The sequence below is a fragment of the Shewanella sp. 10N.286.52.C2 genome (genome assembly GCF_002874545.1).
Lineage (GTDB): Bacteria > Pseudomonadota > Gammaproteobacteria > Enterobacterales > Shewanellaceae > Shewanella.
In genome coordinates, this window is record NZ_MCTV01000068.1 from 235,862 (window position 1) to 249,824 (window position 13,963).

At 43.3% G+C, this 13,963-nt stretch carries 9 protein-coding genes; 4 read left to right on the forward strand and 5 right to left on the reverse strand.

Translation table 11 applies throughout. From position 1 onward, the window contains the following. The first annotated feature begins 30 nt into the window (after positions 1-30). From guaB to tadA, 3 genes are all read left to right on the forward strand, one after another. On the forward strand, positions 31-1,503 hold the full coding sequence (guaB, locus tag BCU94_RS18805; protein WP_076542723.1) for an IMP dehydrogenase: 1,473 nt from the start codon (positions 31-33) through the stop codon (positions 1,501-1,503). Between the two features lie 130 nt (positions 1,504-1,633). Beyond that, positions 1,634-3,211 carry a glutamine-hydrolyzing GMP synthase gene (gene guaA, locus BCU94_RS18810; protein ID WP_076542725.1) on the forward strand — a complete coding sequence of 526 codons (1,578 nt, stop codon included), beginning with the start codon at positions 1,634-1,636 and terminating at the stop codon, positions 3,209-3,211. 128 nt (positions 3,212-3,339) lie between these two features. Then, positions 3,340-4,014 carry a tRNA adenosine(34) deaminase TadA gene (gene tadA, locus BCU94_RS18815; protein WP_102440607.1) on the forward strand — a complete coding sequence of 225 codons (675 nt, stop codon included), beginning with the start codon at positions 3,340-3,342 and terminating at the stop codon, positions 4,012-4,014. Positions 4,015-4,311: 297 nt separating this feature from the next. Here tadA and mltF read toward each other — a convergent pair whose 3' ends face one another. Continuing rightward, entirely contained in the window at positions 4,312-5,769 is a 1,458-nt protein-coding gene (mltF, locus tag BCU94_RS18820) for a membrane-bound lytic murein transglycosylase MltF (RefSeq protein WP_102477228.1), read from the reverse strand. Between the two features lie 369 nt (positions 5,770-6,138). Here mltF and purL point away from each other — a divergent pair, with 369 nt between their 5' ends. Further along, positions 6,139-10,020 carry a phosphoribosylformylglycinamidine synthase gene (gene purL / locus BCU94_RS18825; protein WP_102440605.1) on the forward strand — a complete coding sequence of 1,294 codons (3,882 nt, stop codon included), beginning with the start codon at positions 6,139-6,141 and terminating at the stop codon, positions 10,018-10,020. 265 nt (positions 10,021-10,285) lie between these two features. On the opposite strand, the gene BCU94_RS18830 is transcribed toward purL, so the two are convergent. The 4 genes from BCU94_RS18830 to BCU94_RS18845 form a co-directional block, all read right to left on the reverse strand. Next, positions 10,286-10,660: a hypothetical protein gene (locus BCU94_RS18830; RefSeq protein ID WP_102477218.1), complete on the reverse strand. Its 375-nt coding sequence runs from the start codon at positions 10,658-10,660 to the stop codon at positions 10,286-10,288. 18 nt (positions 10,661-10,678) lie between these two features. Further along, positions 10,679-10,960 (reverse strand): hypothetical protein, encoded by a 282-nt coding sequence (locus tag BCU94_RS18835; RefSeq protein WP_102477219.1) that lies wholly within the window; start codon positions 10,958-10,960, stop codon positions 10,679-10,681. A gap of 918 nt (positions 10,961-11,878) precedes the next feature. Beyond that, complete coding sequence (locus BCU94_RS18840) at positions 11,879-13,159, reverse strand: hypothetical protein (protein ID WP_102477220.1); 1,281 nt, start codon at positions 13,157-13,159, stop codon at positions 11,879-11,881. Positions 13,160-13,248: 89 nt separating this feature from the next. After that, the gene (locus BCU94_RS18845; protein ID WP_102477221.1) at positions 13,249-13,473 is read right to left on the reverse strand and encodes a hypothetical protein; all 225 of its coding nucleotides are present in this window, start codon (positions 13,471-13,473) and stop codon (positions 13,249-13,251) included. Positions 13,474-13,963 lie beyond the last annotated feature (490 nt).

Sequence of the window (13,963 nt, forward strand, 5' to 3'; positions counted from 1 at the left end):
CTAAACCCTACACTTTCTGGGAGATGTTGCATGTTAAGATTAAGAAATGACGCACTAACATTTGATGATGTACTACTGGTGCCTGCTCACTCAACCGTCCTCCCAAATACCGCTGTTCTAAAAACACGTCTGACTAGAAAAATAGAATTAAACACCCCAATTGTTTCTGCAGCTATGGATACCGTAACTGAAGCTCGCTTAGCGATCGCGATGGCACAAGAAGGTGGTTTAGGTTTTATTCATAAAAATATGACCATTGAGCAGCAAGCTGAAGAAGTTCGTAAAGTTAAAATTTACGAAGCGGGTATTGTTCAGCAACCTGTTACAGTTAATCCATCAACAACCTTAGCTGACGTTAAGCAATTAACTGAGCGCAATGGTTTTGCTGGTTACCCAGTGGTTAATGACGCAAGTGAACTTGTGGGTATTATCACTGGCCGTGATGTGCGCTTTGTCACTGACTGGACCATGACTGTTGAACAAGTTATGACCCCAAAAGATCGTCTTGTGACGGTTCAAGAAGGCACTAAATTAGATGAAGTACAAACATTAATGCATTCTCACCGCGTTGAGAAAGTGCTAGTGGTTGACGCTAACTTCAAGCTTAAAGGCCTTATCACAGTTAAAGATTTCCAAAAAGCTGAACGTAAACCAAATGCATGTAAAGACGAGTTAGGTCGTTTACGTGTAGGTGCAGCCGTTGGCGCTGGTGCAGGTAACGAAGAGCGTATTGCTGCATTGGTTAAAGCCGGTGTTGACGTATTATTGATTGACTCATCTCATGGTCACTCAGAAGGCGTATTGCAACGTATTCGTGATACTCGCGCATCATTCCCTGACTTACAAATTGTTGGCGGTAACGTTGCAACAGCGGAAGGCGCATTAGCCCTAGTTGAAGCTGGCGTTGATGCGGTTAAAGTGGGTATTGGCCCAGGGTCAATCTGTACTACGCGTATCGTAACCGGTGTTGGCGTGCCGCAAATTACTGCAGTATCTGACGCAGCAGCGGCAGTTAAGCATCTTGATATTCCGGTTATTGCCGATGGCGGTATTCGTTTTTCAGGTGATTTAGCTAAAGCATTGGCAGCGGGTGCATCTTGCATCATGGCAGGTTCAATGTTTGCTGGTACTGATGAAGCGCCGGGCGAAACTGAGCTATACAATGGTCGTGCTTATAAGTCATACCGCGGTATGGGCTCTTTAGGTGCGATGACTCAAACTCAAGGTTCATCAGATCGCTATTTCCAAAGTGACAATGCTGCTGACAAATTAGTACCAGAAGGTATTGAAGGCCGCGTTGCTTACAAAGGTAAATTAAAAGAGATTATTCACCAGCACATGGGCGGCTTACGTTCATGTATGGGTCTTACCGGTTGTGCCACCATTAAAGAATTAAATGAAAAAGCTGAGTTCGTTAAAATTACTTCAGCAGGCATGGGCGAGTCTCATGTGCACGATGTCACCATCAGTAAAGAAGCGCCGAACTATCGTAGCGGCACTTAATAATTAATAAGGCGCTCATTTATTTGAGCGCCTTTTTTCAATTTCATTATGTATTTGAAATTATGCATTTGAAATTATGCATTTGAGATTGAAGCAAACCTACTAGATCAAACCAGATATAAGGTAACCCATGAGCAACATTCATGAGCATAAAATCCTGATCCTAGATTTTGGATCGCAATACACGCAGTTAATCGCCCGCCGTATTCGTGAAATCGGTGTTTATTGTGAGCTTTGGGCTTGGGATGTATCTGAAGAGCAAATTAAAGGTTTTGCTCCTAACGGCATCATTTTAGCTGGTGGCCCTGAAAGCGTTACCGCTGCTAACTCACCACGAGCACCAGAATATGTGTTCAATGCTGGCGTACCTGTTTTAGGTATTTGTTACGGCATGCAAACCATGTCTGAGCAGCTTGGCGGCAAAGTGATCCAAGGCGTTGGCGAAGGCGAGTTCGGTTACGCGCAGGTTGAACTGCAAACGGAATCAGCCTTATTCAAAAGCATTGAAGATGCCATCAGTGAAACAGGCAAGCCATTACTGGATGTATGGATGAGCCACGGCGATAAAGTATCTGAAATCCCAGAAGGTTTTGTTACTGTCGCTAAAACTGACACTTGCCCATACGCTGCAATGGCCAATGAAGATAAGCATTTCTACGGGGTGCAATTTCACCCAGAAGTGACCCACACTCGTCAAGGTAAGCGCATGCTTGAGCACTTCGCGCTAGAGATCTGTGGCTGTCCTGCTAACTGGAAACCATCATCAATTATTGAAGATGCTATTGAAAAACTGAAAAAACAAATCGGTAACGATGAAGTAATTTTAGGTTTGTCAGGTGGTGTAGATTCATCGGTTGTGGCCATGCTATTGCACCGCGCAATAGGCGACAAACTGACCTGTGTATTTGTTGATAACGGTCTGCTACGTTTAAACGAAGCCAACCAAGTCATGGAAATGTTTGGCGATCACTTCGGACTGAATATTGTTCACGTTAATGCTGAGCACCGTTTCTTAGAGCAAATGGCTGGCGAAGCAGAGCCAGAAGCTAAACGTAAAATCATTGGCCGCGTTTTCGTTGAGATTTTCGATGAAGAGTCAAAGAAATGCGTTAATGCAAAATGGTTAGCACAAGGCACGATTTACCCTGATGTAATTGAATCTGCAGGCAGCGCCACAGGCAAAGCCCATGTGATTAAGTCGCACCATAACGTTGGCGGTTTGCCAGATGATATGGAAATGGGACTAGTTGAGCCATTACGTGAGTTATTTAAAGATGAAGTGCGTAAAATTGGTTTAGAGCTTGGTCTGCCATACGACATGCTTTACCGTCATCCGTTCCCAGGACCGGGTCTGGGTGTGCGCGTTTTAGGTGAGGTGAAAAAAGAGTACTGTGACTTACTGCGTTTAGCGGATGCTATCTTCATTGAAGAGCTGCACAAAGCTGACCTTTACAACAAAGTCAGCCAAGCATTTACCGTATTCCTACCTGTTCGTTCTGTCGGCGTTATGGGCGATGGTCGTAAATATGATTGGGTAGTATCGCTGCGCGCAGTTGAAACTATCGACTTTATGACAGCCCACTGGGCACATTTACCTTATGACTTCTTAGGTCGTGTATCTAACCGCATTATTAATGAAATCGATGGTATTTCACGTGTGGTTTACGATATTTCAGGTAAGCCACCGGCAACCATTGAATGGGAATAACCCATTTAGATATTGCTGAATAAACAAAAAGGCGCTTCGGCGTCTTTTTTGTTTTAAACTATCTAATTCAATCTAACTGTTTTACAGCTATTTTTTACAACTAAAGCGTTATGAATTATCGAGCCCCCATGCCAACATCTACTGACATTGCAGATCCTATCATTGATGCCGATCTTGAAACCAAGCCTGAAACTGAGCCTAGCTCTGAGCCAGTGAATAAACTGGTTAATAAGCAGATCAATCAACTCGGTCAATTAGTTGAAACCGAGCTGACCGCTGAACAAACAGCTATTGATGAAAAGTGGATGCGAGTAGCAATGGCGCAAGCCAGGTTAGCAGAAGCCAAAGGAGAGGTGCCCGTGGGCGCAGTCTTGGTTAAAGATGATGAGTTGCTTGCTAGTGGCTTTAATTTAAGTATTTGCGAGCATAACCCCACAGCCCATGCTGAAATTGAATGTATTCGCGCCGCAGGGCAGGTGCTTGAAAACTACCGCATGTTAGACACTAGCTTGTATGTCACCCTAGAGCCTTGTTCCATGTGCGCTGGCGCTATGGTGCATAGCCGAATAAAACGAGTGGTATTTGGCGCAGATGATTTAAAAACCGGCGCCGCTGGCAGTGTGGTTAATTTAGTTCAACATGCTGATTTTAATCATCAGCTAGAGGTGACGTCTGGGGTATTAGCGAGCGAGTGTGCTGGGCAATTAAGTGCTTTTTTTAAACGTCGCAGAGAAGAAAAAAAAGCACTTAAAAAGTTACTGAAACAGCAATCAGACTTGTTGCTGCAAAAAGGCGAAAAATAATTTCTGGCGGTTAAGCATTTTACGTTGTTTAAGCTTGATAGCATTACGGCGACGAGCGCTGGTATTAGTGTTTCTTCTCATGTTAAGCCTTACTACATTGGTGAGGTTTTATATTAGTTAAAGCGAGCATAAATCACTTTCGAAAACAAACCATCGCTGCCCGGTTCGCTGTAAATCTAAAACTGGGTTAGCTCACAATCCCCATTTGCTAATTCGTATCCCTTACTTGCATTCACTAGCATAAAGGTGATGGTTAAAAAGTTACCCTAGACAGTGTAAAGCCAGTAAGTGACGGTTTTATTGCGCCGCTGATTTTACAATATCTTCTGGATTTTTATCATCATTGGCTGAAGTCTTAGCTTGGCCTGTGGTGTCATTTTCTGCTTGTTGCTGCATAAGTTCAAGCTGTTTATTTTGACTATCGACCCACACTAAGGTGTCGTAATATCGGCGGATGTTTTCCACATAGTGAACCGCTTCATTACCACGAGCATAACCATAACGAGTATGTTGATAATATTTGCGTTGTTGCAGCAGTGGCAAGACCTCTTTGACATCTCGCCATGCACTGGGATCTTTACCCATCCCTTGGGCTATTTTGCGGGCATCCTCCACATGACCTAAACCCACATTATAGGAGGCAAGGGCAAACCAAATACGCTGACTGTCAGGGATTGATGCTGGTAAACGATCGATCATTTTTTGCAAATAAATTGCGCCACCGCGAATGCTTTGTTCTGCATCGAGGCGGTTATCCACCCCCACAGAGCTTGCCGTTGGCTGGGTGAGCATCATCATGCCACGAACGCCAGTGGGTGAGCGCGCTTTAGGGTTCCAATGGGACTCTTGATAACCGGCGGCGGCCACTTTACGCCAGTCGAGATCGCCAGCATGTTTTTCAAATAAGGCTTGGTATTCAGGTAGCACATTATCAATAGCGCGAATAAACGCGCGAGTATCAACATAGTCAAAGCGCTTAACATGGCCAAAATACTTTTCATTTAAATGCTCAAGGGTGCCATTCCGTTTTTGCTGATGCCAAAACGACAATAACGAGCCCATTAAGCGGTCGCTGCCATTGGGGCGCAATAACCATACAACGTCAGTTTTATCATCTAGGACGATACTGCCCCGTAACTCAGGTAAATAGCGTTGATTTATTCGTAGACTTTTAGAGTCTGCAACCGTATAAAGCAACTCGCCTTTCGCCACCAAAGAAAACAATTCTTCGTTGTCTTTGTCATACACTTGCTGCCATTTAAGGTTTGGGTGTGATTGCTGCAAGCTGGTTAATGTATCTACCGCCGCAGACTCAGAGATGACATAAATATCACCGCTCAGATTATCAAGATTTCTTGGCTTTTGAGTGCCGGTTTTATAAATCAATACTTGATTGACCTCATATAAAGCTGGCCCCAGTAAAAATTGTTCACGACGGTTTTGGGTAGTGGTAATTGCGGCGGCAACAATATCGATTTCATCATTTCGCAGAGCGGCGAATAACTGCTGCCTGTGGGTGTAAGGCACCATTTCTAATGGCACATCAAGATACGCTGCAAACTTTGCCGCCATTTCATAATCAAAACCACTCTCGCCAAGATCTGAGTTGAGGTAGGTTTGCGAGCCGTAAAGCGTCCCTACCTTTAAGACGGTACGTTTGGGGGAGGTTTCAACAAATTCAGTGACTTCAAACCTAGGTGGCTCACAGGCCACCAGTAAAAAGCTGAATGAAATAATCGTTAAAAGTTTGGTCATATCCATCTGTAAGCTATTGGTATTAGGCACTGTGCACTATTCAATGTTGAGCCTGAAAATATAATACCGTTTTAAAAAATGTCAGCGCTTTAGATATTTTAGCAGTAGTTTGCTATTTCACCTAGAAACCGGCTCAAGCTGAGTAAAATATACGTTTGAATTGATTAAAGAAAACCAAATGACAATTGGCTTTTAATCGCGAATTAACGCTTAAATTTTAAGCGCTTTTATGTGTTATTTAAATTGATTGTTTTCGTTAACGGGAAACACTGTTCTCACGCGCCTTGGTGGGTGATTTATAGGGTGTGATTCCCTATAATAGCGCCAATTCTTACCCTGCCATTATAATTAATAAGGTGAATTGACGTGATTGAGATCATTCGCGGAGCCCCAGCACTTTCAGCTTTTAGAGTTCAAAAGCTTATGGAGGCCTGTGAAACAGCAGCGCTTCCTGTTGAGCAAATCTATGCTGAGTATGTCCATTTAGCCGATTTAAGTGACAAGCTTGATGATAAAGAATATCAGCAACTTGAAACCATTCTAACCTACGGACCTGCAATTGAATCTCATACTCCAGAAGGATCATTGATATTTGTAACACCTCGCCCTGGAACGATTTCTCCTTGGTCATCTAAAGCAACTGACATCGCCCAAAATTGTGGTTTAGGCAAAGTAAAACGCCTAGAACGCGGTATTGCCTACTATGTTGCAGGAGCATCATTAACAGCGCAGCAGTTAGAGCAAGTGAAAGGCTTAATCCACGACCGTATGGTTGAAGTGATTTTACCTGAGTTTGCCGCAGCATCAGTATTGTTTGAACGCACTGAGCCATTGCCCTTCAAAAGCATCAATATTTTAGCTGAAGGTCGCCGCGCCCTTGAAGTGGCAAACGTGCAATTAGGCTTAGCGCTAGCAGAAGATGAAATCGACTACTTAGTTGATAACTTTGTGCGCTTAAACCGTAATCCTAACGACATCGAGCTAATGATGTTTGCTCAAGCAAACTCAGAGCATTGTCGTCACAAGATTTTCAATGCAGACTGGACTATCGATGGTGAAGTTCAGCCTAAATCATTATTCAAAATGATTAAAAACACCTTCGAAGTCACCCCAGACAACGTGTTATCAGCTTATAAAGATAATGCCGCTGTCATGACAGGCTCTGTTGCAGGTCGATTCTTCCCTGATCAAGATGGCGTTTATAACTATCACACCGAGCCAATGCACGTGTTGATGAAGGTTGAAACCCACAATCACCCAACAGCAATTAGCCCCTATCCGGGCGCTGCGACAGGATCAGGCGGTGAGATCCGTGATGAAGGCGCAACCGGTCGCGGTTCAAAACCTAAAGCAGGTTTAACAGGCTTTAGCGTATCAAACCTTAAAATCCCAGGCTTTGTGCAGCCATGGGAAGGCGACTACGGCAAACCTAGCCGTATTGTAACGCCACTTGAAATCATGACTGAAGGCCCATTAGGCGGCGCAGCATTTAATAACGAATTTGGTCGTCCAGCCCTTGTGGGTTACTTCCGTACTTACGAGCAAGAAGTTGCCAGCCATAACGGTGTTGAAGTACGCGGTTACCACAAGCCAATCATGCTTGCTGGTGGTTTAGGTAATATTCGTGAAGATCATGTTCAAAAAGGCGAAATTACCGTTGGCGCTAAGCTGATTGTACTTGGCGGCCCTGCAATGAACATTGGTTTAGGCGGCGGCGCTGCGTCATCAATGGCCTCTGGTCAATCAAGTGAAGACTTAGATTTTGCTTCTGTACAACGTGAAAACCCAGAAATGGAACGTCGTTGTCAGGAAGTGATCGACCGTTGCTGGCAGATGGGTGACGATAACCCAATTCAATTTATTCACGATGTGGGCGCGGGCGGTTTATCAAATGCCTTCCCTGAGCTGGTGAATGATGCCGACAGAGGCGCATTGTTTAATTTACGTAACGTACCATCTGATGAGCCGGGCATGAGCCCACTTGAGATCTGGTGTAACGAATCTCAAGAACGTTATGTTCTGTCTGTGGCACCTGAGAATTTAGAAACCTTCAAGAAAATTTGTGAGCGTGAACGTGCGCCGTTTTCTGTGGTAGGTGATGCAACTGAAGAGCAGCACCTCACCCTTGAAGATAGCCACTTTGACAACAAGCCAATTGATTTACCCCTTGAGGTTTTATTAGGTAAAGCACCTAAAATGAGCCGCGATGTGGTCACTGCCAATGCTGAGTTTTCAGCGCTCGAAACCGCTAATATTGACCTTAAAGAAGCGGTATCGCGCATCTTGCATTTACCAACTGTGGCCGATAAGTCTTTCCTTATCACCATTGGTGACCGCTCGGTAACAGGTTTAGTTAACCGTGACCAAATGGTTGGACCTTGGCAGGTTCCTGTTGCTGATTGTGCCGTAACTGCAGCAAGTTATGACAGCTACGCCGGTGAAGCCATGTCTATTGGTGAACGTACTCCATTAGCATTACTTGATTTTGGCGCTTCAGCTCGTATGGCCGTCGCCGAGTCAATCTTAAACATTGCGGGTACTGATATTGGTTCATTCAAGCATATTAAATTATCAGCTAACTGGATGTCGGCAGCAGGTCACCCAGGTGAAGATGCCGGTCTTTATGAAGCAGTAAAAGCAGTGGGTGAAGAGCTTTGTCCTGAACTTGAGTTAACTATCCCAGTGGGTAAAGACTCAATGTCGATGAAAACTGCGTGGAACGAAGCCGGTGAAGATAAAGCTGTTACTTCACCAATGTCACTGGTTATCACTGCATTCGGTGTGGTCAAAGACATTCGCAACACTGTGACTCCAGAGCTTCGCACTGATAAAGGCGATACAGAACTGTTACTGATTGATTTGGCTAATGGTCAAAACCGTTTAGGCGGTTCTTGTTTAGCGCAAGTTTACAGCCAGTTAGGTGATGTGGCGCCAGACTTAGATGATGCAGCAAGCTTACGTGGCTTCTTTGAAGTGATTCAGCCATTAGTCGCTGATCAAAAAGTCATTGCTTATCATGACCGCAGTGACGGCGGTTTATTCACGACACTAGTGGAAATGGCATTTGCGGGTAATACCGGCCTTAATATTGATTTAGCAGCACTTAAAGGCACAGACCTTGAGCGCTTGTTTAATGAAGAGTTAGGCGCGGTTATTCAGGTGTCTAAAGCTGATTCAGCTAACATTCAAGCTCAGTTCGCTGCCGTGGGCGTGTCTTGCCAATATATTGCCAAGCTAACCCAAGATGATCAAATCACTATCGTTGATGGCCAGACGCCAGTATTTAGTGACAGCCGCGTAGCACTGCGCACCATGTGGTCTGAAACCACTTATCGCATGCAGTCACTACGTGACAACCCTGAATGTGCTAAAGAAGAGTTTGAACTTAAGCAGCAAGCCAAAGACCCAGGTCTTACAGTTGATTTACGCTTTAACCCAAGCGAAGACGTTGCCGCGCCATTTATCTTAAAAGGTGTCGCACCTAAGATGGCGATTATCCGTGAGCAAGGGGTTAACTCCCACGTTGAAATGGCAGCAGCCTTTGATCGCGCAGGTTTCGAAAGCCGCGACGTGCATATGTCTGACATTTTATCGGGTCGCATCAACCTAGAAGAATTCCAAGGCCTAGTGGCTTGTGGTGGATTCTCTTACGGTGATGTACTGGGCGCAGGTGAAGGTTGGGCTAAGTCAATCTTATTTAACGACCGTGCTCGCAGTGAGTTCTCACAGTTCTTTGAACGTGATGGCACTTTAGCATTAGGTGTATGTAACGGTTGTCAGATGTTATCTAACCTGAAAGAAATCATTCCAGGAAGTGAGCATTGGCCACACTTTGTCCGTAACCGTTCGGAGCGTTTTGAAGCACGTGCGAGTTTGGTTGAAGTACAAAAGAGCCCATCAATCTTCTTTGAAGGTATGGAAGGTTCACGTATGCCAATCGCAGTATCACACGGTGAAGGCCGCGCTGAGTTTAAGTCAGTTGAAGCCTTAGCCGCCGCTGAAGCGACAGGCACAGTGGCACTGCGTTACGTTGACGGTAATGGCGCTATAGCAACCCAATACCCACAAAACCCCAATGGTTCGCCAAATGCGATTACCGCATTAACTACCACTGATGGCCGAGTGACGATTATGATGCCGCATCCAGAACGAGTATTCAGAACCGTTGCCAACTCTTGGCACCCAGATGAATGGGGCGAAGACAGCCCATGGATGCGTATGTTCCGCAATGCACGGGTTAAGTTAGGTTAAGCTTCACTTAACCTAGATTGAGTTAACAGCAAAAAGGCGACCAAATGGTCGCCTTTTTATTGGATGGGACTTGTGTGGAGAGTATTGCTAACTCATTTCTGGATAGAAACGCGTTAGACATTTAACTCTATCTGTGAGTTTCAGATTAAAATTTCGATGAATTAACGCCCTGCTAATAAGTGAACCGAGTGCTGGCGGGCGATTTGCTCAGCAAATGGCATGACAGCCTTGGTGAATCTGAATTTAGCAGCTTGTTATGATTACCTTATAGACCAACACACTTACCTTCTAGCTGGAGGTTACTCAGCTTTTCTCTCGCTTTCGAAACCGAGTTTGCTAGTTGCTTCTCATATAAATAGCCTTTTTCAGGCCCATACTTTTCTATTGTACGTGAGGCAAAAGCTATTGATTTGCAATTCTCTTCAATGAGTTTATTCAACTGGTTCGATTCTGCCAATTCTATATTTTGAATAGAATCATCGATGAAAACACTATAACTAATTTGATGTAACTGAATGTCGATGGCTTTGTTTACAGTAAATGAGTCTACTGCATTTTGGAGTAAATATGAGGCAGAAGTAATCGCTGTAACTAGACCTAAAATAACGGTTACTACGTACGTGATAATGAGCTTCTTCATACATTCCCTTGTTAGAGTTCAGCTTTTAGCTATTTTCTCCCCTAACATTGCGCCAAGAACAGTACCAAAAGAAATTTGAAACACAGATGCGAGTGTCGTATCCCAAGGGGTTATATTATTGAGCGAGCAATAAATACCTGCTACTAGAATACATAGCAAACAGAATACAGCTAACAATATCCTCTCCCAATCGGGCTTCTCACCACCTCCATCACCACCTCCATTAGATGTTTGATGAACTTGATTTGAACCTGCAACTTGAACATTTGCACCTTTTCTCTTCGAGAAAAAAATATCCATAATACTCTCCTTATACTATTGGTAGCCCTGAACTCTAACGCCGCGTTAAGCGGACAAAAATTGTGGGTTATAATGTGTAGCGCAGCGAAACGTAACCCACTGTTTTTGTTCCGTTTAAACGCCTTGTGTACGCCCAGCATGGGCATGAACTAATGAGGTGAAAGTCCTCTGTAGGAAGATCACCGTTACTCTTTCTAAAAGAGAATAACATACTGTTATTAAACGTTAACTACTAGCGAATGGCAAGGGCTTATCCGTGAGGATTGGTCTGAAGGAAGCCGCTAGCACTTTTTTATCGGCAACAGGCGAGCTGATGAACAAGAACATCATATGAGGCGTAGGCTAGAGATGAGTTGGCAGGGTCTGCCCCGCGAAGCAAGGGTACAAGACGACGAAACCACGTGATCTAATGGCCACCGTAAATGATGCAGCAGTGCAAAGAAAGTTCATGCTCCTTCTCTACCAATAAAGAGTGGGGTGATCTGCTTAACTCGCGATCGCGAAGTTTTTGTACAAGCTAACCAGTAAGGCTCTGGTTTATAAGTGCCTTGGCTTTTCAGCGTCATCGACTGAAAAGAGCGAACCAGATGAAAACCGATAGCGCATAACGGGGTAACTCGGGATGTGATTAAGCAGAAGTCAGCAGACGGCATAGTAGCCGAACGCCCATCGTAATGGTTGGGACATGGTGAAGGCCTGAACCTAAAGATCAGTGAGGAGCCTGTGCAACTCAATATTTCATGCCCGACCGGGTTTAGGAGTGTTGGCGTTGATAATACAGAAGCCAGCATTGGGATATGTCGGAGCTAATCGGCCAACCTGTTCTGAAAGTCTTTGGGAACCGCCCTGTGCGGAGCCGCATGCAGGGTGGTGTGGGGGCTGGAGGCTAGATACCTCCGGCTACCCGATTAGATTGCATTACTTCTTACCTATCGCCGTTTTCAACAAGTCAAAAATGGCTTCATTTGAAACAGGATCTTCAGTTTTCGGTTCGGTACTATTTAAACCAAAGAATTTTTTAGTTAATTCTTCTTTAACTTTATCTCTTGTTTCCTTAGGTAACTTCTCTAAGAAAGGGTCTAAAGATGCTAACTCCAATTCTGAACGCCTATTGTGATTCTCTAAACTTCGATGTTTCGCGGATTCTTTTGCCGCGTATGCAGCAGGAACAGCCAAAACAAAAGCAGCACCAACTCTGAATAAGGCCAATTTCCAATCAAAGCCATCGGCAGCAGATATAAAAATGGTAATCCCTATTATTAATACCATTCCTATCATTAAACCGAGTGCTATTTTACGCCAATTATCTGCGGCCTTTTTCTCATTATTAGCAATGTTTTGATAATTACCTGTGATTCCAATATTCCCAATGATTTGTAACAAATTAGAAGCTTCTAATTTCTTTGCTTCTAGGGCATCAAGAACTAACTGCGCATCAGTTTTTTGTTGTTCTAACTGTTCACTATATTTTTCTTTATGATCATTTAATACCGCATCAACATTTTCTTCATTAGTTTCGACATTTTCAGTTAACTTTTCGTTAATATTTTCAGAGAAAGCTTGGTATTTGTTATCAAATTCATTAGTTGTCGCCTCTAGTTTTTCAGAGTAAGTCGTTTCAGAGGCATCAAACCGCTCTTTAAAACTATCAAGTGACTCTTGGATATTTTGTTCATGCCGATCGATTTCTGAAACTAACTCTTCTAGTTTAGATTTTTGTTCCATCGAGTCATCAGTAATTATATTTACTGATTCAAGCATTTCATCTTTTGATTTTTTCAACTCTGCAAATGACTTTTCAGTGAGAGATTTAAAGGCAATAAGTGATTTAGTAAAAGATTGTTCCGTAATAGCAGGTTTAGTTATTGGCAGTGCATTCAATTGTGCCATCAAGTTATCAATATGAGCTGAAGTATTATTCAAATGCCCAATATTTTTATTAGACATGTAACTGTTAGTTTCTGATGTAATGCTAGTAATATAGCTATTAGCTTTGTTGAGATGGGCGTGGTTTACTAATGCAGGTATCAAGTTTTGCAAACATATTTCAGCATAGGATTTAGCTTGTATTATCCTATCAATAATTTCGATAACATTTAGATCTTCCGATACTAGTGCATCATCTTCTAACCTCTCAGTTAAATTATCTATACTTGCATGAATTGCATGTTCATTATATCTATCATCCCACTGTGACATTTGATCTCCTATCTATGATTGCAATCTAACGCAGCCAGCAGCGGCGTAGCTTTGCTACGTCCGCTGGCTGGCCTTGTTAAAACAAAATATTATCCACACTCAACCGAACATTTTACTTTAGGTGGAAAACCGCTAACTTTGCATTTCAACTCGCATCCAGGTGCCAAGTCTTTGGTTTCTACTGTGGCCTTTGGTTTGAGTTCAATATTTTCAACTTCATAGCCAGACAGGCCATTTTCCTCTAGAACGGTCTGTAAAGCACTGCCTAAATCAGATGAAAGTTCATCGAGTTGATTTTGTGTAATTTCTGACATTTTTTTCTCCTTGGTTGATTGCCAATTGGCGGTTTCTCCATTTCCGATACAATCAGACTACCTCGGGGTTAGAGTCGAACTATGTTTTAACAGCTTATTCATTAGCAGCTCAATAATGTTCCAGGCTGCTCAATTCAAACCTCAAAGATACCATCGCTAAGTCATTGTTGTAAATCGAATATTTTTCATAAATACGTAAGTAATGCTCAAAATATTGCCGGAGAAAGAATGCGTCTTTGTTTACGCGGTCTATACAACACTTTAAAAAATTTCGCAGGAGATTGATATGTATGGGTTTTCTCGAATGTTACAAAATTATCGATGCGTAAAAAGCTCATTTTACGCATCCTTTGGCGCCAGAATTATCTCAATTTGGAGAAAATCAGTTATACCTGTATAGGCAACCAGTCATTTGGACGACAAGTAAGGCGGTCATAATCGATTAGAAAAAGTAAGGTTATGCTGATTATCCCATTGCTAGCACCAACTC